This window comes from Halomonas nitroreducens, from assembly GCF_003966155.1.
GTDB lineage: Bacteria > Pseudomonadota > Gammaproteobacteria > Pseudomonadales > Halomonadaceae > Halomonas > Halomonas nitroreducens.
Genome location: NZ_RXNS01000008.1, coordinates 51,933 through 66,709, shown reverse-complemented (window position 1 = coordinate 66,709; position 14,777 = coordinate 51,933). Strand labels below are relative to the sequence as shown.

19 protein-coding genes are annotated in these 14,777 nt (G+C 70.5%); 7 read left to right on the top strand and 12 right to left on the bottom strand.

Annotated elements, in window-relative coordinates:
• Positions 1–145: 145 nt before the first annotated feature.
• Together folB and folK are read left to right on the top strand one after the other, a co-directional pair.
• On the top strand, positions 146–511 hold the full coding sequence (gene folB / locus EKG36_RS09770; protein WP_126483545.1) for a dihydroneopterin aldolase: 366 nt from the start codon (positions 146–148) through the stop codon (positions 509–511).
• A complete protein-coding gene (gene folK / locus EKG36_RS09765; RefSeq protein WP_126483543.1) occupies positions 511–1,029 on the top strand; it encodes a 2-amino-4-hydroxy-6-hydroxymethyldihydropteridine diphosphokinase in 519 nt (172 codons plus the stop codon). Before folB ends, folK begins: the two co-directional genes overlap by 1 nt.
• Before the next feature lie 3 nt (positions 1,030–1,032).
• Here folK and EKG36_RS09760 read toward each other — a convergent pair whose 3' ends face one another.
• The 8 genes from EKG36_RS09760 to EKG36_RS09725 are packed head-to-tail and all read right to left on the bottom strand — an operon-like array spanning position 1,033 to position 8,819.
• On the bottom strand, positions 1,033–2,181 hold the full coding sequence (locus EKG36_RS09760) for a tRNA nucleotidyltransferase/poly(A) polymerase-related protein (protein WP_126483541.1): 1,149 nt from the start codon (positions 2,179–2,181) through the stop codon (positions 1,033–1,035).
• A 3-nt stretch (positions 2,182–2,184) separates the two neighbouring features.
• Complete coding sequence (gene glpE / locus EKG36_RS09755) at positions 2,185–2,514, bottom strand: thiosulfate sulfurtransferase GlpE (RefSeq protein WP_126483539.1); 330 nt, start codon at positions 2,512–2,514, stop codon at positions 2,185–2,187.
• Between the two features lie 25 nt (positions 2,515–2,539).
• Positions 2,540–3,346 (bottom strand): symmetrical bis(5'-nucleosyl)-tetraphosphatase, encoded by an 807-nt coding sequence (locus tag EKG36_RS09750; protein ID WP_126483537.1) that lies wholly within the window; start codon positions 3,344–3,346, stop codon positions 2,540–2,542.
• A gap of 32 nt (positions 3,347–3,378) precedes the next feature.
• Positions 3,379–3,768, bottom strand: a complete 390-nt coding sequence (apaG, locus tag EKG36_RS09745) for a Co2+/Mg2+ efflux protein ApaG (RefSeq protein ID WP_126483535.1) — start codon at positions 3,766–3,768, stop codon at positions 3,379–3,381.
• On the bottom strand, positions 3,765–4,577 hold the full coding sequence (rsmA, locus tag EKG36_RS09740; protein ID WP_126483533.1) for a 16S rRNA (adenine(1518)-N(6)/adenine(1519)-N(6))-dimethyltransferase RsmA: 813 nt from the start codon (positions 4,575–4,577) through the stop codon (positions 3,765–3,767). Before rsmA ends, apaG begins: the two co-directional genes overlap by 4 nt.
• Before the next feature lie 47 nt (positions 4,578–4,624).
• The gene (pdxA, locus tag EKG36_RS09735; protein WP_126483531.1) at positions 4,625–5,680 is read right to left on the bottom strand and encodes a 4-hydroxythreonine-4-phosphate dehydrogenase PdxA; all 1,056 of its coding nucleotides are present in this window, start codon (positions 5,678–5,680) and stop codon (positions 4,625–4,627) included.
• On the bottom strand, positions 5,677–6,315 hold the full coding sequence (locus EKG36_RS09730; protein ID WP_126483529.1) for a SurA N-terminal domain-containing protein: 639 nt from the start codon (positions 6,313–6,315) through the stop codon (positions 5,677–5,679). The genes pdxA and EKG36_RS09730 overlap by 4 nt, the downstream gene beginning before the upstream one ends.
• A 32-nt stretch (positions 6,316–6,347) precedes the next feature.
• Positions 6,348–8,819 (bottom strand): LPS-assembly protein LptD, encoded by a 2,472-nt coding sequence (locus tag EKG36_RS09725; protein WP_126483527.1) that lies wholly within the window; start codon positions 8,817–8,819, stop codon positions 6,348–6,350.
• A 163-nt stretch (positions 8,820–8,982) separates the two neighbouring features.
• Here EKG36_RS09725 and EKG36_RS21010 point away from each other — a divergent pair, with 163 nt between their 5' ends.
• From EKG36_RS21010 to speD, 5 genes are all read left to right on the top strand, one after another.
• A complete protein-coding gene (locus tag EKG36_RS21010) occupies positions 8,983–9,207 on the top strand; it encodes a hypothetical protein (protein WP_342774441.1) in 225 nt (74 codons plus the stop codon).
• 12 nt (positions 9,208–9,219) lie between these two features.
• Complete coding sequence (locus EKG36_RS09720; RefSeq protein WP_342774442.1) at positions 9,220–10,029, top strand: aminoglycoside phosphotransferase family protein; 810 nt, start codon at positions 9,220–9,222, stop codon at positions 10,027–10,029.
• Positions 10,026–10,697, top strand: coding sequence for an N-acetylmuramate alpha-1-phosphate uridylyltransferase MurU (murU, locus tag EKG36_RS09715; RefSeq protein ID WP_126483525.1), 672 nt, complete (start codon positions 10,026–10,028; stop codon positions 10,695–10,697). The genes EKG36_RS09720 and murU overlap by 4 nt, the downstream gene beginning before the upstream one ends.
• Positions 10,698–10,778: 81 nt before the next feature.
• On the top strand, positions 10,779–11,198 hold the full coding sequence (locus EKG36_RS09710) for an OsmC family protein (protein ID WP_126483523.1): 420 nt from the start codon (positions 10,779–10,781) through the stop codon (positions 11,196–11,198).
• A gap of 131 nt (positions 11,199–11,329) precedes the next feature.
• Positions 11,330–12,124: an adenosylmethionine decarboxylase gene (speD, locus tag EKG36_RS09705; RefSeq protein WP_126483521.1), complete on the top strand. Its 795-nt coding sequence runs from the start codon at positions 11,330–11,332 to the stop codon at positions 12,122–12,124.
• A gap of 150 nt (positions 12,125–12,274) precedes the next feature.
• On the opposite strand, the gene coq7 is transcribed toward speD, so the two are convergent.
• The 4 genes from coq7 to EKG36_RS09685 all read right to left on the bottom strand — a co-directional run bounded on the left by coq7 (position 12,275) and on the right by EKG36_RS09685 (position 14,759).
• A complete protein-coding gene (coq7, locus tag EKG36_RS09700; RefSeq protein ID WP_126483519.1) occupies positions 12,275–12,919 on the bottom strand; it encodes a 2-polyprenyl-3-methyl-6-methoxy-1,4-benzoquinone monooxygenase in 645 nt (214 codons plus the stop codon).
• Positions 12,920–13,071: 152 nt separating this feature from the next.
• Positions 13,072–13,416 carry a histidine triad nucleotide-binding protein gene (locus tag EKG36_RS09695; protein ID WP_126483517.1) on the bottom strand — a complete coding sequence of 115 codons (345 nt, stop codon included), beginning with the start codon at positions 13,414–13,416 and terminating at the stop codon, positions 13,072–13,074.
• Between the two features lie 36 nt (positions 13,417–13,452).
• Positions 13,453–14,325, bottom strand: coding sequence for a phosphoribulokinase (locus EKG36_RS09690; RefSeq protein ID WP_126483515.1), 873 nt, complete (start codon positions 14,323–14,325; stop codon positions 13,453–13,455).
• Complete coding sequence (locus EKG36_RS09685) at positions 14,325–14,759, bottom strand: acyl-CoA thioesterase (protein WP_126483513.1); 435 nt, start codon at positions 14,757–14,759, stop codon at positions 14,325–14,327. Before EKG36_RS09685 ends, EKG36_RS09690 begins: the two co-directional genes overlap by 1 nt.
• Between the last annotated feature and the right edge of the window lie 18 nt (positions 14,760–14,777).

Sequence of the window (14,777 nt, the reverse complement as noted above, 5' to 3'; positions counted from 1 at the left end):
CTCGCGGAGGGTTCGGTCACGATTCTGCCAGCCGTGGCCCGGCCAGAACAGCCGACGGCCGCTGTCGTCTGGCGACGCGCTGTCGTACAATCGGCCGCCAATCCGGCACTATCACCGTCCTGCCCACCGGCTCGGGGAGCCCTCGATGGATCTCGTACTGATCGAAGCGCTGAAGGTCGACACCGTGATCGGCGTCTACGACTGGGAACGCACCCTGACCCAGACCCTGGTGCTCGACCTGGAGCTGGCCACCGACATCCGCCCGGCCGCGGCGGGTGACGACCTCGCGCAGACCCTGAACTACGCCGCGATCAGCGAACGCATCGCCGAGTTCGGTGCACAGTACAGCTTCGAGCTGGTCGAGACCTTCGCCGAGCGCCTCGCCGAGGCCTTGCGCCAGGAGTTCGGCATCCCCTGGCTGCGTCTCACCCTGCGCAAGCCCGGCGCGGTGCCTGCCGCCGGCGCGGTAGGCGTGCGGATAGAGCGCGGCGAGCAGGGAGCGGGACACTGATGGCTCGGGTCAGCGTCAGCATCGGCAGCAATATCGATCGGGAACATCATGTTCGGGTCTGCCTCGACGCCCTGGCCGAGACCTTCGAGGCCCTGCGCGTGTCGCGGGTCTACGAGAGCGAGCCGGTAGGCTTCGAGGACGGCCGCAATTTCTACAATCTGGTCGCGGTGTTCGAGAGCGACTGGTCGGTGGGCGAGCTGCAGGCCTGGTGCAAGCAGCTGGAGTTCGCCAACGGTCGACGCCCCAACAGCCCCAAGTTCAGCCCTCGCACCCTGGATATCGACCTGCTCAGCGTGGACACCCTGAGCGGCGAGCATGACGGCGTGATGCTGCCACGAGCCGAGATCCTGCACCATGCCTTCGTGCTGCGGCCCCTGGCGGAACTACTGCCCGACACCCGTCACCCGGTCACCGGCGAGCGCTATCGCGTACTGTGGCAAGCCTTCGACGCCGACGAGCAGCCCCTCTGGCCGGTGACCTTCGTCTGGCGCGGGCGCCCCCTGTCCGGCGAGGACTGAGGGTCAGTCCTCGGCCAATACCTCGTCGATCACCGACCGGCGCCGCCGGGCCAGTTCCTCGCCCAGCCCTCGCCCCTTGTAGCCCTCCTCGACCAGCCCCCTGGGCAGGATCTGCGCCGCCAGCCGCCAGGCCAGGGCCAGGTCCTCGGCCAGGCCGGGATCGTCCATGCTGACCAGGGCGATCAGCGGCGCCACCCGCTCCCCCCGCCGCCAGGCATCGATGCCGTCGAGCCAGGCCAGCACCCGCGCTCCATCCAGCCGGCCGGCCCGGGCCGCCGCGCCCAGCGTGCGCGTCATGGCCGCCTGGTCGGCCAACCGGCGCGGCGCCTTGGGCAGCTTCAGGCGCTCGGCCAGGGCCTCGCGCGCCTCGTCATCCAGGTGCTCCACCAGGCGGGCCCAGCGCCAGCGCGGCTCCTCGTCAGGGGGAATGTCGTCGGGCAGGCGTGGCAGTCGGCCCAGGGCCTCGTCCAGGGCCTCGGCGTCGGCGGCGAGCTCCGGCATCAGTATCGCCAGGGCGCCGCAGTCGTGAAGGGCCTGGAAGTAGACGTCGGGCCAGGGCTCGCCCAGCGCCTTCTCGGTCTCGGTCCAGACCCGCTCGGCCACCAGGTGGGCGAGCTCGCCGCTGGTCACCAGTTCCCGCATCAGCGCGCGGGTCTCCTCGGCGATGACGAAGCCGAGGCCGGCATAGCGCGCCAGGAAGCGGGCGGTGCGCAGCACCCGTAGCGGATCCTCGACGAAAGCCGGCGAGACGTGGCGCAGCACCCGGGCCTGCAGGTCGGCCAGCCCGCCGTAGGGGTCCACGAGCTCGCCTTCCGGGGTCTCGGCCATGGCATTGATGGTCAGGTCGCGACGGGCCAGGTCCTCCTCCAGGGAGACCTCGGGGCTGGCATGAACCTCGAAGCCGGTGTAGCCGTGCCCCGACTTGCGCTCGGTGCGCGCCAGGGCGAACTCCTCGTGGCTCTCGGGGTGCAGGAACACCGGGAAGTCGCGCCCCACGGGCTTGAAGCCACGTCGCGTGAGGGTCTCGGGGGTGGCGCCGACCACCACCCAGTCGACATCGGTGACCGGCCAGCCCAGCCGGGCGTCGCGCACCGCCCCGCCGACACGGTAGACCTCGAGCCCCTCGAGGAGGCCGTCACGGCGGCCCGACATGGCTCAGGCCTCCACTCGCTCGGGGTGGCGGACCTGCCAGCCGGTGAAGCCACCGTCGAGGCTGTAGACCTCGCCGAACCCCTGGCCCGCCAGCCAGGCCGCGGCCTGCTGGCTGGAGTGGCCGTGGTAGCAGACCACCACCAGCGGCGTGTCCCGGGGCGCCTCGGCCAGCAGGGCCGGCACCGAAGCATTGTCGAGATGCCGGCTGCCGGGGATGTGGCCGGCGGCGAAGCTCGCCGGGTCGCGGATATCGACCAGGGTCAGGACCCGGTCGTCCTCGAGCCAGGCGCCGAGGGTCGGGATGTCCAGATGCTGGAAGGTCGCGGTGGTCATGGGGTCTCCGGGTCGCAGGGGAAATTCAGTGGCGGCTGGGCACGCTGATCCGCTTGCCGCTCTCCAGGTGCAGCGCCGTCAGGGTGCCGCCCCAGATGCAGCCGGTGTCCAGGGCCTCGGCCCGTACCCGGCTGCCCGGGGTGGTGCCCTGCAGCGCCGCCCAGTGGCCGAACAGCAGCCGGGGATCGTCGTCCCGGGGATACTGGAACCAGGGGGCGAAGCCCGGCGGGGCGCTGTCGAGTCCCTCCTTGGCGACGAAGTCGAGGCAGCCCCGGGCATCGATGAAGCGCATGCGGGTGAAGGTGTTGACGATCACCCGCAGGCGATCGATGCCGTCCAGATCGTCGCGCCAGCAGGCCGGCTCGTTGCCGTACATGTCGCGCAGGAAGGCGCCGGAGCGCTCGCTGCCGAGGGCACTCTCCAGCTCCGCCGCCAGGCGCTCGGCCTGGTCGAGTCCCCACTGGGGGGGCAGGCCGGCATGGCTCATCAGGGTGGCGCCATCGCGCACCACCAGCGGCCGGCTCTGCAGCCAGTCGAGCAGCGCCTCCCGATCCGGCGCCTCGAGGATCGCCGCCAGGGTGTCCTTGCGCTTGGCTCGCGCCCCGCCCCGGGCCACCGCCAGCAGGTGCAGGTCATGGTTGCCCAGCACCACGCGGGCCGCCTCGCCGAGGGCCCGGACTTCGCGCAGGCAGGCCAGCGACCCCGGGCCCCTGTTGACCAGGTCGCCGGCCAGCCAGAGCCGGTCGCGGTCGGGGTCGAAGGCCAGGCGCTCGAGCAAGGCGACGAACTCGGCGTGGCAGCCCTGCAGGTCGCCGACGGCATAGGTGGACATGGGCCCTCCGTATCGACAGTGGATGACGACGCTCAGTGCACCTGGTTGGGCCCGGCCAGGCGAAAGGGCGCGATGGCCACCTCGAACGGCCGCTGGGTGGCGGTGTCGACGCAGGTGAAGGCGCCCTCCATCACCCCCACCGGGCCGTCGAGGATAGCCCGGCTGGTATAGCGAAAGGTCTGGCCGGGGCCGATCATCGGCTGCTGGCCGACCACGCCCTTGCCGCGCACCTCCTGCACCTTGCCGCTGCCCTGGGTGATCTTCCAGTGGCGCGCCAGCAGCTGCATGCTGTGCCCGGAATGGTTGTGCACCGTGATGGTATAGCTGAACACGAAGCGCTCTTCCTCCGGCGCCGACTCGTCCTCCCGGAAGGCGGGCTCGACGTCGACGCGGATCTCGTCGCCCAGCGATGACGGGGTCATGGCGCCTCCCCTTCCGCGGACAGGTGATTGGCGATACGCACGAATTCCTCCACCGTGAGGGTCTGGGGGCGGCGACCCGGGTCGATGCCCAGGGCCTCCAGATCGCCGGCGGCGAGGCGCCCCTTGAGATTGTTGCGCAGGGTCTTGCGCCGCTGGGCGAAGGCCTCGCGCACCACCTGGAACAGCAGCGCCTCGTCCCGGGCCGTCTGGGGCAGGCTCGCGTGGGGGGTCAGCCGGACGATGGCCGACTCCACCTTGGGCCGCGGCACGAAGGCCTCCGGCGGCACCGTGAACAGCGACTCGACCCGGCAGTGGTACTGGGCGAGCACCGAGAGGCGACCGCGATCGGCCCCGCCGGGCGGGGCGGCGAGGCGCTCCACCACTTCCTTCTGCAGCATGAAGTGCATGTCGGCCACGGCGTCGCCGGCCTCGAGCAGGTGGCCGATCAGCGGCGTGGAGATGTTGTAGGGCAGGCTGCCCACCACCCGCAGCGGCGGCCCGTCGCCGCGCAGGGCGCGGAAGTCGACCTTGAGGGCGTCGCCCTCGTGGATGACGAAGCCCGGCTGGTCGAAGAACTGCACGCGCAGCCCCGGGATGAGATCACGGTCCAGCTCGATCACCTCGAGGTGGCCGCCCGCCGCCTCGAGCAGCGGCTCGGTGAGGGCGCCCTGGCCGGGGCCGATCTCGACCAGCCGCTCGCCGGGGCGGGCACCGATGGCCCGCACCAGCCGCGAGATGATGCCGGGGTCACGCAGGAAATTCTGGCCGAAGCGCTTGCGGGCGCGATGACCCTGGGGGCGGGATGCCATGACTGTGTCCTTCTGTTCGATTCGATCCGACGCGCCGCTACGGCGCCTCAGGCGTGCCCGCCGCGGCGGGCCATGTCGGCAGCCAGCGCCACGGCCACGGCGAGGCTGCCGGGATCGGCCTCGCCCCGGCCGGCCAGGTCCAGGGCCGTGCCGTGGTCCACCGAGGTACGCACCAGCGGCAGGCCGAGGGTGATGTTGGCGGCGCGGCCGAAGCCGGCATACTTGAGGACCGGCAGGCCCTGGTCATGATACATCGCCAGCACCGCGTCCACGCCCGCCAGGTGACGCGGGGTGAACAGGGTATCCGCCGGCAGCGGCCCGTCAAGGGTCAGGCCCTCCTGGCGCAGCCGCGCCAGGGTCGGGGCGATGACCTCGAGCTCCTCGCGGCCCAGGTGACCGCCCTCCCCGGCGTGGGGGTTGAGCCCGCAGACGGCGATGCGCGGCGCCGCCACCCCGAACCAGCGCCGGAGGTCGGCATCGAGGATGCGCAGGACCCGTGTCAGCCGCTCGGGCGTCACGGCATCGCTGACCTCGCGCAGCGGCAAGTGGGTGGTGGCCAGGGCCACCCGCAGCGCGGGGTCGCCCCGCCAGTCGGGGGCCTCGGCATGCAGGGCCCGGTCGGTGGCGAGCATCATCACCACCTCGTCGACCCCACAGGCGTCGCGCAGGTATTCGGTATGCCCGCGGAAGCCGGCATGGCCGGCCTCGAGGATCACGGCCTTGTGCAGGGGCGCGGTGACCAGCCCTGCGGCCTCGCCGTCGCGGCAGCCGCGGATGGCCCGGTCGAGGGTCTCGAGGACATAGTCGGCGTTGCGGGTGTCGAGCACGCCCGGCCGGCAGGGCGCGCGCAGGGGCACCGGCCAGACCGGCAGGCGCCCCGGGCAGGGCGCCGGCGGCGCCTCGTGGGGGGCCAGCTCGACCAGCTCCAGGGGCCGGCCGAGGGCCGCGGCCCGCTCGGCGAGCAGGTCGGGATCCCCCACCGCCACGACCCGGTGGTCCGCTGCCCCAGCGGCCGGGGCCTCGGTGGCCAGCATCACCGCAAGCTCGGGGCCGACGCCGGCCGGCTCACCGGTGGTCAGGGCCAGCACCGGGGACACGCTCATGAGCCGGACTCGAGCCGCTCTTCGATGAAGGCATCGGCGCGGATCTCCTGGATCCAGGCTTCCATCTCGTCGCTGACCTTGCGCTGGAACAGCGCCTCGCGGGCCTGGTCACGGCTGACCTTGCCGCCCTGCTGCTCGATGTAGCGCTCCACCTCCCGCTCGGAGAGGTTCACGCGGCTGGCCACGCGGCGCTGCTGCAGCTCGCGCATCAGCAGCTCGCGGCGCACCTGGTCGCGGACCACGCCCAGCGACAGGCCATCGGCCTCCAGGGCGTCGGCGAACTGCTCCAGGGTCATGTTGTTGCTCTCGGCGATGGCCCGGACCTGGCGGTTGAGCTGGGTGTCGTCGACGCTGAGGTTGGCCTCGAGGGCCATCTGCAGCTGGATCTCCTCGACGATCATGCGATCGAGCACCTGCTCGCGCAGCACCGCCTCGGGCGGCAGCTCGACGCCCCGGGCCCTGAGCCGGTTGCGGGTCTGGGCGAGGCGATCCTCGAGCTGGGAGGCCATGATGGCTCCCTCGTTGACCACCGCCACGATGCGGTCCAGCGGCTGACGCGCCTGGGCCTGGCCGGCCAGGGGCATCAGGGCGAGGCACAAGCCCAGCATCAGGGTGGCGAGTTGTCGACTGCGCATGTCTGTCTTTCCTCTCATCGGTGTCGGTTGCCTCAGGGTCGGCCGAAGGCAGTGCTGCGATAGCCCGGGATCGCCTCCCGGAAATGGGTGTCCGCCTCGCCACCGACGCCGCCAAGCCCCTTGAACACGAAGCGCAGGAAGAAGCCGCGGTCGGTGGTGTCGTCGTCGATGGTGTTGGCGGTGTCCTCGTCGTCGATCCACTCCCGCCAGACCAGCTGCAGACCATAGCAGCAGTCGTTCCACTGCACACCCGCCAGCTGCTCCAGCATCCGGTCGTTGGTGTTGTCGTAGAGCACCCGGCCGATCACGTCGAGCCTTGGGGTGGCCTTGATGGCGAAGGACAGGTCGTAGTCCTCGCGGTCATAGCCCCGCGCGTCCTCCGCGTCCTCGGCGGGGGAGAAGCCCTCGAGTTCCCAGTTGTAGCCGAGGTTGAGCACGTGGCCGGCATCGGCCCGGTACTGCAGGCCCAGGGAGGTGCGCTCGGTGCGCGACAGGTGGTCGTCGTAGAGCCACTCCCAGCGGGTGCGCCAGTGGTCGGTGACCCGCCAGTCGAGGCGGGTGACCCAGGGTGAGCGGTCGCGGGTGGCGTCATAGAAGCGCGGAAAGTTCTGCTCGCTGGGCAGGGTGTCGGGGTCGCCGGCCAGGTCGATGGTGCGGTCCTCGAAGTAGACCGCCTGCCCCACGCCCAGGGAGAGGCGCTCGCGGCCGGTGGCATCCTCCAGCAGGCGCGACTCCGTGCCGTAGGAGAAACGGTTGAGGTCGCCGACCCGGTCGCCCCCGGTGAAACGATACGGCGACCACAGCTGGTGCCAGGAGAAGGCCCGCTCGCTGGTGTCGAAGTCGGGAAAGTCGCTCTGGTCCCGGGCCGGTACGTAGGCATAGTTCAGGCGCGGCTCCAGGGTCTGGCGAAAGGCGTCGCCGCCCAGCGCCAGGTCGCGCTCGAAGACCAGGCCGCCGTCCAGCGAGGCGATCGGCACGGTCTGCGACGGCCCCTCGGGGCGGTCGGTGTCGCGTGTCCCGTAGTCGAGGTCGTAGGCGATATGGGCCAGCGCCAGGCGCGGCTCGACAAAGCCCCAGGTGTCGTCGAAGCGCCAGCCCGTGGCGGGGGTCAGGCGCAGCCGCGAGCCGTTGGCCGCCTCGCGGATCGGGATGCGCCGCTGGCCGCCGGCGAAGTCGTAGAGGCCGTTCTCGTCACCCTCGATGTCCCGCCAGAAGTAGGTCAGGTTGGAGCCCCACTCCTGGTAGAAGCCGCTGTCCTGGCGCCAGCGGGCATTGGCGGTCAGGCTCGGCAGGCGATAGAAGGGCTTGTCGCCCTCGTCGAGCGGGTCGTCGAGCTTCTGGTAGCCCTGGGCCCTGGCCTCGAGCCGCCAGACATCGCCCCGGTAGTCGAGACGGGCCAGCCGGGCGAGGCTGTCGGTATCCTGCTCGCCGAAAGTGAGGCCGAAGTCGTCGAAGTAGGCACCGTCGCTGGCCGCCCCGTAGCGCAGCTGATAGCGGGTGCGGGGGTCGAAGCGGCCGGCATGGCGGGCATCGATGTACCAGCGGGCATCGCCGTTCTCCAGCTCGGAGCCCGCCGAGGCCTCCTCGCCGGCCTGGCGGTCGTCGGCGATGTAGGCGCCCTCGAGGGTGCCGGCGTCGCCGGGCAGCAGGTAGCGGTATTCGGCGCCCAGCAGCAGGCCGCGGTTGCTGATCCAGCGCGGCGTCAGGGTGGCATCCTGGTTGGGGGCGATGTTCCAGTAGAACGGCTGAGCATAGTCGACGGAGTCGCCGGAGAAGCCCAGGGTCGGCCACAGGAAGCCGGTCTGGCGACGGTCGTCCAGGGGAAAGCGCACCCAGGGCCAGTAGAAGACCGGCACCTTGCCCACCTCGAGGCGGGCATGGGTGGCGGTGCCGTAGCCGCGCTGGCGATCCAGCAGGATGTCGTTGCCCACCAGGCGCCACAGGTCGCTGCCCGGCTCGCAGGTGGTGAAGCTCGCCTCGGTCAGCCGGTAGCGATCCTCGGCCACCCGGGCCAGGCGCACCGCATCGCCACGCAGGCGCTGCTCGTGGGCCACGTAGTGGGCGGTGTCGATGCGCGCATCGTCGCTCTCCAGGGAGAACTCGGCGGCCTCGCCGCGCACCAGCAGGTTGCGGTCGCGCAGGGCCACCGGCCCCTCGGCGAAGACTCGCTCCCGGGAGGCCGGCAGGCGCACCCGTGGCGCCTCCAGCTGGGTATCGGCGCGGCGCAGCACCACCTCTCCGCTGAGCAGGGTCTCGCCGTCCGCCCCGTACTGACCGCTGTCGGCCTCGCTGGCCACGCGCCCCGCCGGGGGCGCGGCCAGGCGGTAGTCCGGCATCACGTAGCGGCCCCGGCACAGGGCGCCGGCCGGGCGGTCCTCGCCCCAGGGCCGCCAGTCGAGCTGCGCCGCCGGCAGCGACTCGGGAGGCGCCGCCTGCAGGGGGCTCGCCATCACGCTAGAGGTCACTAGGCCTGCCACGGCCGTCCATGAGGGTCGCTTGCCCATGTTCCACGATGTCCTTGGCGGGGGGAATCGGTATTATACAGGCCCCGTGCAACCTGTGCCGCCGACGAGCCCCTGTCTTCGCCGACGACGTCGGGCCTCAGCATGCGGCGACGCCCGGGGGCCGTCAACCGACACCCCGCCACCCGACGACCGAGAGGTGAAGATGCCAGAGGCCGATGCCCTCCCGCGCCACCAGCGACTGCGCCACTGGGCCGCCGCCCGCCACGGGCTCGCCCCCCAGGCCCTCGACCTGCGCCTGGCCGCCGGCGACGCCAGCTTTCGCCGCTACTTCCGCCTGACCCTGCCCGACGGCGACACGCGCATCCTGATGGACGCCCCGCCGGTCCAGGAGGACAGCACCCCCTTCGTGGCCATCGCCCGGCGCTAGCGGGAGGCGGGGCTGCCGGTGCCGGCGCTGCACGGCGTCGACCTCGAGGCCGGCTTCCTGGAGCTCGACGACCTGGGTGACACCCCCCTGCAGGCTTGTTTCGACGGCGACGACGACCCGGCGACCCTGGCCTGGCACGAGCGCGCCCTGGCGCTGCTCGACGCACTGCAGACCCGCGCCCGCCCGGACGGGCTGCCGGCCTATGACGCCGACCTGCTCGGCCGGGAGCTGGACCTCTTCTCCGAGTGGTGCCTGGGCCGCTGGCTGGCCCTCGACGCCCCGCTGGGCTGGCCGGCGCTGCGCCGGGCGCTGATCGACGCCGCCCTGGCCCAGCCGGTGGTCACCGTGCACCGGGACTTCGATGCCATGAACCTGATGGTCCAGGACGACCGGCTGTACCTGATCGACTTCCAGGACGCGGTGGCCGGCCCGCTGAGCTATGACCTGATCTCGCTGCTGCATGGCCGCTACTGTCGCTTCGCGCCGGCGCGGCGCGCGGCCTGGGTCGAGGGCTTCCGCCAGCGGGCCGTGGCCGACGGCCGGTTGCCGGCCACCCTCTCCCCCGCGGCCTTCCGGGGCCAGGTGGCGGCCATGGCCGCCCAGCGCGCCCTCAAGGTGCTGGGCATCTTCTGCCGTCTGACGCTGCGCGATCACCGCGAGGGCTACCTCGCCCGCCTGCCGCACTTCCTCGCCCACCTGGAGGACGCCCTGGCCGAGCTCGACGACCACGACGCCTTCCGGGCCTGGCTCGCCGAGACCTTCCGTCCTGCCCTGGCGGCGAAGCTGGCGCAGGCCGGCATCGATCGGGAGGCCTCGGCATGAAGGCGATGATCCTGGCCGCCGGTCTCGGCACCCGCATGCGCCCGCTCACCGACCATTGCCCCAAGCCGCTGCTGCCGGTGGCCGGCAAGCCGCTGATCGTGCATCACCTGGAGCGGCTGGCGACCGCGGGCATCCGGGAGGTGGTGATCAATGTCAGCTACCGTGCCGAGCAGATCATCGCGGCACTGGGCGACGGCAGCGAGCATGGCGTGCGCATCGCCTGGAGCCGCGAGGCGACGCCCCTGGAGACCGGCGGCGGCATCCGCCGCGCCCTGCCGCTGCTCGGCGAGGCCCCCTTCTGGCTGGTCAACGGCGACGTCTGGTGCGACGTTACACCGTCTGCCCTGGCACCGCTGGGCGACGACCGGGCGCGCCTGGTGCTGGTGGACAATCCTGACCACCACCCGGCGGGCGACTTCCACCTCGACGCCGCGGGGCGTGTCCATGCACAAGGCGAACCGCGGCTGACCTATGCCGGCCTGGCGCTGCTCGACCCGGTCCTGGTGGCCGACCGGCCCGACGGGGCCTTCGCCCTGGCGCCGCTGCTGCGCGCGGCCATGGCCGAGGACCGGGTCGGGGGCCACCACCATCGCGGTGCCTGGGTCGACGTGGGCACCCCCGCGCGCCTGGCGGCCCTGGACCGGGCCCTCGGCGGGTCCAGGGGCTGAGTCGACGGCCATCTGCTGCTATGCTGCCTGACCGCATGCCGGGCCAATGCCTCCACCACCGAAGAGAAGGAACCCCTGCCCATGAAAGCCAGCGTCAAGTGGACCGACGGTCGCCAGTTCGTCGCCGAGGCCGGGAGCGGCCACAGTGTGGTCATCGACGGCCCGCCCGACCACGGCGGCCACAACACCGGCCCGCGGCCCATGGAGATGCTGCTGATGGGCCTGGGCGCCTGCACCTCCTTCGACGTGCTGGAGATCCTCGAGAAGTCCCGGGCCCCGGTCAGCGACTGCGTGGCCAGCGTCGAGGCCGAGCGCGCCGACAGCGTGCCGAGCGTGTTCACCAAGATCCACGTGCACTTTACCGTCAGCGGCCAGGGGCTCAAGGAGAAGCAGGTCAAGCGGGCTGTGGAGCTGTCCGCCGACAAGTACTGCAGCGCCTCGATCATGCTGGCCAGGGGGGGCGTCGAAGTGACGCATTCCTTCACCATCGTCGAGGACTGAGGGCGACGAAAAAATGTGGCCCGGCGGGTGCGCCGTCATCGGTGGCTGTGCATAATACGCGCCTTTCGAACGCCTGGGTTCCGGCGCCGCTCGTCGGGATGACATCATCTGCCACAGAGGGAGGCTCGGACGTGACCGACAATCTCCGACTCCACGGGTTCAACAACCTGACCAGCTCCCTGAGCTTCAACATCTACGATATCTGCTATGCGAAGACCGAGGAGCAGCGCAGGGCCTACATCGACTACATCGATGAGCTTTACAATGCCGAGCGCCTGACGCAGATCCTCAAGGATGTGACCAACATCATCGGCGCCCATGTGCTCAATATCTCGCGCCAGGACTACGAGCCCCATGGCGCCAGCGTGACCATCCTGATCGCCGAGCACGAACTGGAGGAGGCCGCCCCGGAGCAGCTCGAGCCGGGCCCGGGGCCGCTGCCCGAGACCGTGGTCGCCCACCTGGACAAGAGCCATGTCACGGTGCACAGCTATCCGGAATCCCACCCGGACAACGGCATCAGCACCTTCCGCCTGGACATCGATGTCTCCACCTGTGGCCACATCAGCCCGCTGAAGGCGCTGAACTACCTGATCCACAGCTTCGATTCCGATATCGTGACCATGGACTACCGGGTGCGCGGCTTCACCCGGGACGTGGACGGCAAGAAGCTGTTCATCGACCACGACATCACCTCCATCCAGGACTACCTGGCCGAGGACACCAAGCAGGCCTACCAGATGATGGACGTGAACGTGTATCAGGAGAACATGTTCCACACCAAGATGCTGCTCAAGGACTTCGAGCTGGAGAACTATCTGTTCGGCACCTCGCGGCGGGACATCACCTTCGAGGAGGCCCGGGACATCGAGGGGCGCCTGCGCAAGGAGATGCTGGAGATCTTCTACTCCCGCAACATGGACTGATCCGCGCGGAGCGCGGGAGCTGTAAGCCGCAAGCTCGAAGCTGGAAGAAAAAGCGCCCCCCCCACCTCGGCCAGTCCGCGGTGGGGGTTGCGTTGCTGGGGGGCCTTCAAGCTTTAAGCTGATAGCTTCCAGCTCGCCCCGCAGGGGCGCTTACAGCTTGTAGACAGATTTGGTCATCACCTTGGACATCAAGGTCATGCCCGCCTTGACCGGTCGCGGGAAGCGGGCGCCGCCGGCCTCCAGCGCCTGCTGGGCGTGATGGGCCTCGTCGATGGCCATCTGGCGCAGTACCGCCCGCGAGCGATGGTCGCCCGGCGGCAGCTCCGCCATGTGGGCATCGAGATGGCGGCCCACCTGCTCCTCGGTGGCCGCCACGAAGCCCAGGCTGACGCGATCCCCGATAGCCCCGGCCACCGCGCCGATGCCGAAGGAGGCCGCGTAGAACAGCGGATTGAGCCGGCTGGTATGGCCGTCGAGTTCCTGCAGGCGGGCGTCGCACCAGGCCAGGTGGTCGATCTCCTCCTGGGCGGCAGCCTCCATCTGCCCGCGGATCTCGGGCAGCTTGGCGGTCAGTCCCTGTCCCTGGTAGAGCGCCTGGGCGCAGACCTCGCCGGTATGGTTGATGCGCATCAGGCCCTCGGCATGACGCCGCTCCGGCTCGCTCATGGCGTCGTCGCGGAGCTCCGGCGCGGCCGGCGAGGGTCGCGAGGGCTGGGCGGCGCGGGGCACCAGGGTGCGCAGCACGGCATCGAACTGGCGGACCAGGTCATCGGCACGGGAATACTGACGGTTCATGACACCCCCTTGGTCGGTCGTGGCGACATTGTAACCGAGTCGCCGCTCGCCGAGCAGGCCCCATGAGACGACGCCGCCCCGAGGGGCGGCGTCGTGGGCATGCACCCGATGCGTCGAGCGCCAGGGGCGTGCGGCGAACCGCAGAGCGCCGGCTAGCCAGCCGGCCAGGTGAAGCGACGACCGCCCATCAGGTGCATGTGAATATGATAGACCGTCTGGCCTCCCTGCTCATTGCAATTCATCACCACCCGGTAGCCATCCTCGGCGAAGCCGGCCTGCTTGGCCAGCTGGGCAGCGGTGAACTGCAGGCGTCCCACCAGAGCCAGGTCGCCGTCCTCCTCGATGTCGTTGAGGGTGGCGATGTGCCGCTTGGGCACGATCAGCAGGTGGGTCGGGGCCTGGGGATTGAGATCCTTGAAGGCCAGCACCTCGTCGTCCTCGAAGACGATGTCGGCGGGAATCTCGCGGTCGATGATCTTGCAGAACAGGCAGTCCATGGATTCGGGCTCCTCGGCGGTTGGCTCGGCTGGCGCTCAGCGGAAACGTCGCTGGGCCAGCAGGTGACGCACCAGCGGTCCCAGGATCAGCTCCATGGCCAGCGGCAGGCGCGAGCCCGGGACCACCAGGGTGTGGGGCCGGCTCATGAAGGCATCCTGGATCATCGCCAGCAGATAGGGGAAATCCACGGTGGCGGGATCACGGAAACGGATCACTACGAAAGACTCGGCATCGGTGGGGATGTCCTGCACCTCGAAGGGGTTCGAGGTATCCACCGTCGGCACCCGCTGGAAGTTGATATGGGTGCGCGAGAACTGCGGCTGGATATAGCGCACATAGTCGTCCATGCGGCCCAGGATGGTGTCGATCACCGCCTCCTGGGAGTAGCCCCGATAGCGCATGTCGCGGTCGATCTTCTGGATCCACTCCAGGTTCATGGTCGGCGCGACCCCCACCAGCAGGTCGACATGGCGTGCGATGTCGTGCTCGGCGGTGACCAGGCCACCATGCAGGCCCTCGTAGAACAGCAGGTCGGTGCCCGTGGGCAGCGGCTGCCATTCCGTGAAGGTACCGACCTGGTAGCCGGCCTCGATCATCGCCTTGTCCTCGGCGTGGATATAGTGCCGGTAGGTCCCGGCACCCTTGTCGCCGTACGCCTGGAAGAGCGCGTCCAGGTGGTCGAGCAGGTTGGCCTCCACGGCGAAGTGGGAGAGCTCGTCCTTGCGCTCGGGTTCCTCGCGGAAGATCCGCGCCAGCTCCTGGCGGGTGTAGCGATGGAAGGCGTCACCGTCAACGAAGGCGGCATGCACGTCCTCGCGGGCGAACATGCGCTCGAAGGTACGCTTGACCGTGGTGGTCCCGGCCCCGGAGGAGCCGGTCACGGCAATGATCGGATACTCGCGGGACATCAGGCCGCTCCCGTCAGGCAGTCACGCACCGGACCGGGGATCGGCACCGGACGGCCCACCGCCGGATCGACCAGCATCAGGTTGAGGCGGGCGGTGGCGACGACCGCCGCATCCGCCTCGCGACGGATGCGGTGGTAGACGGTGATCGCCTTGCGCGAGGGTTCGGGAATCGCGGTATCGACCACCAGGGCGTCGGGCCAGCGGGCCTCGGCCTGGTACTGCACCGCGAGGTCCGCGGCCACGCTGGGGTAGCCCCCCATGTCGCCCTCGGCGAGCCCCAGCGCCGCCAGCGCCGAAATGCGTGCCTCGTGCAGCAGCGACACCAGGGCATCATGCCCCAGGTGACGGCCGTAGTTCATGTCGGTGACCCGCACCGTTAGCGGGTGGCGATGGCGAATGTCCGCCTCGGGAAAGTCCAGTCTGACGCGCTCCATGCAGCCTCCTTGTTGTTG

What these genes read in the sequence shown, in the direction of transcription:
- rsmA (WP_126483533.1), bottom strand. Translation starts at nt 4,577, where the DNA reads ATGGCATCCCGCCCCCAGGGTCATCGCGCCCGCAAGCGCTTCGGCCAG.
- EKG36_RS09760 (WP_126483541.1), bottom strand. Translation starts at nt 2,181, where the DNA reads ATGTCGGGCCGCCGTGACGGCCTCCTCGAGGGGCTCGAGGTCTACCGT.
- EKG36_RS09685 (WP_126483513.1), bottom strand. Translation starts at nt 14,759, where the DNA reads ATGGAGCGCGTCAGACTGGACTTTCCCGAGGCGGACATTCGCCATCGC.
- EKG36_RS21010 (WP_342774441.1), top strand. Translation starts at nt 8,983, where the DNA reads ATGCCAGAGGCCGATGCCCTCCCGCGCCACCAGCGACTGCGCCACTGG.
- EKG36_RS09690 (WP_126483515.1), bottom strand. Translation starts at nt 14,325, where the DNA reads ATGTCCCGCGAGTATCCGATCATTGCCGTGACCGGCTCCTCCGGGGCC.
- coq7 (WP_126483519.1), bottom strand. Translation starts at nt 12,919, where the DNA reads ATGAACCGTCAGTATTCCCGTGCCGATGACCTGGTCCGCCAGTTCGAT.
- EKG36_RS09725 (WP_126483527.1), bottom strand. Translation starts at nt 8,819, where the DNA reads ATGGGCAAGCGACCCTCATGGACGGCCGTGGCAGGCCTAGTGACCTCT.
- murU (WP_126483525.1), top strand. Translation starts at nt 10,026, where the DNA reads ATGAAGGCGATGATCCTGGCCGCCGGTCTCGGCACCCGCATGCGCCCG.
- folK (WP_126483543.1), top strand. Translation starts at nt 511, where the DNA reads ATGGCTCGGGTCAGCGTCAGCATCGGCAGCAATATCGATCGGGAACAT.
- pdxA (WP_126483531.1), bottom strand. Translation starts at nt 5,680, where the DNA reads ATGAGCGTGTCCCCGGTGCTGGCCCTGACCACCGGTGAGCCGGCCGGC.
- apaG (WP_126483535.1), bottom strand. Translation starts at nt 3,768, where the DNA reads ATGACCCCGTCATCGCTGGGCGACGAGATCCGCGTCGACGTCGAGCCC.
- EKG36_RS09750 (WP_126483537.1), bottom strand. Translation starts at nt 3,346, where the DNA reads ATGTCCACCTATGCCGTCGGCGACCTGCAGGGCTGCCACGCCGAGTTC.
- EKG36_RS09695 (WP_126483517.1), bottom strand. Translation starts at nt 13,416, where the DNA reads ATGGACTGCCTGTTCTGCAAGATCATCGACCGCGAGATTCCCGCCGAC.
- EKG36_RS09710 (WP_126483523.1), top strand. Translation starts at nt 10,779, where the DNA reads ATGAAAGCCAGCGTCAAGTGGACCGACGGTCGCCAGTTCGTCGCCGAG.
- folB (WP_126483545.1), top strand. Translation starts at nt 146, where the DNA reads ATGGATCTCGTACTGATCGAAGCGCTGAAGGTCGACACCGTGATCGGC.
- glpE (WP_126483539.1), bottom strand. Translation starts at nt 2,514, where the DNA reads ATGACCACCGCGACCTTCCAGCATCTGGACATCCCGACCCTCGGCGCC.
- EKG36_RS09730 (WP_126483529.1), bottom strand. Translation starts at nt 6,315, where the DNA reads ATGCGCAGTCGACAACTCGCCACCCTGATGCTGGGCTTGTGCCTCGCC.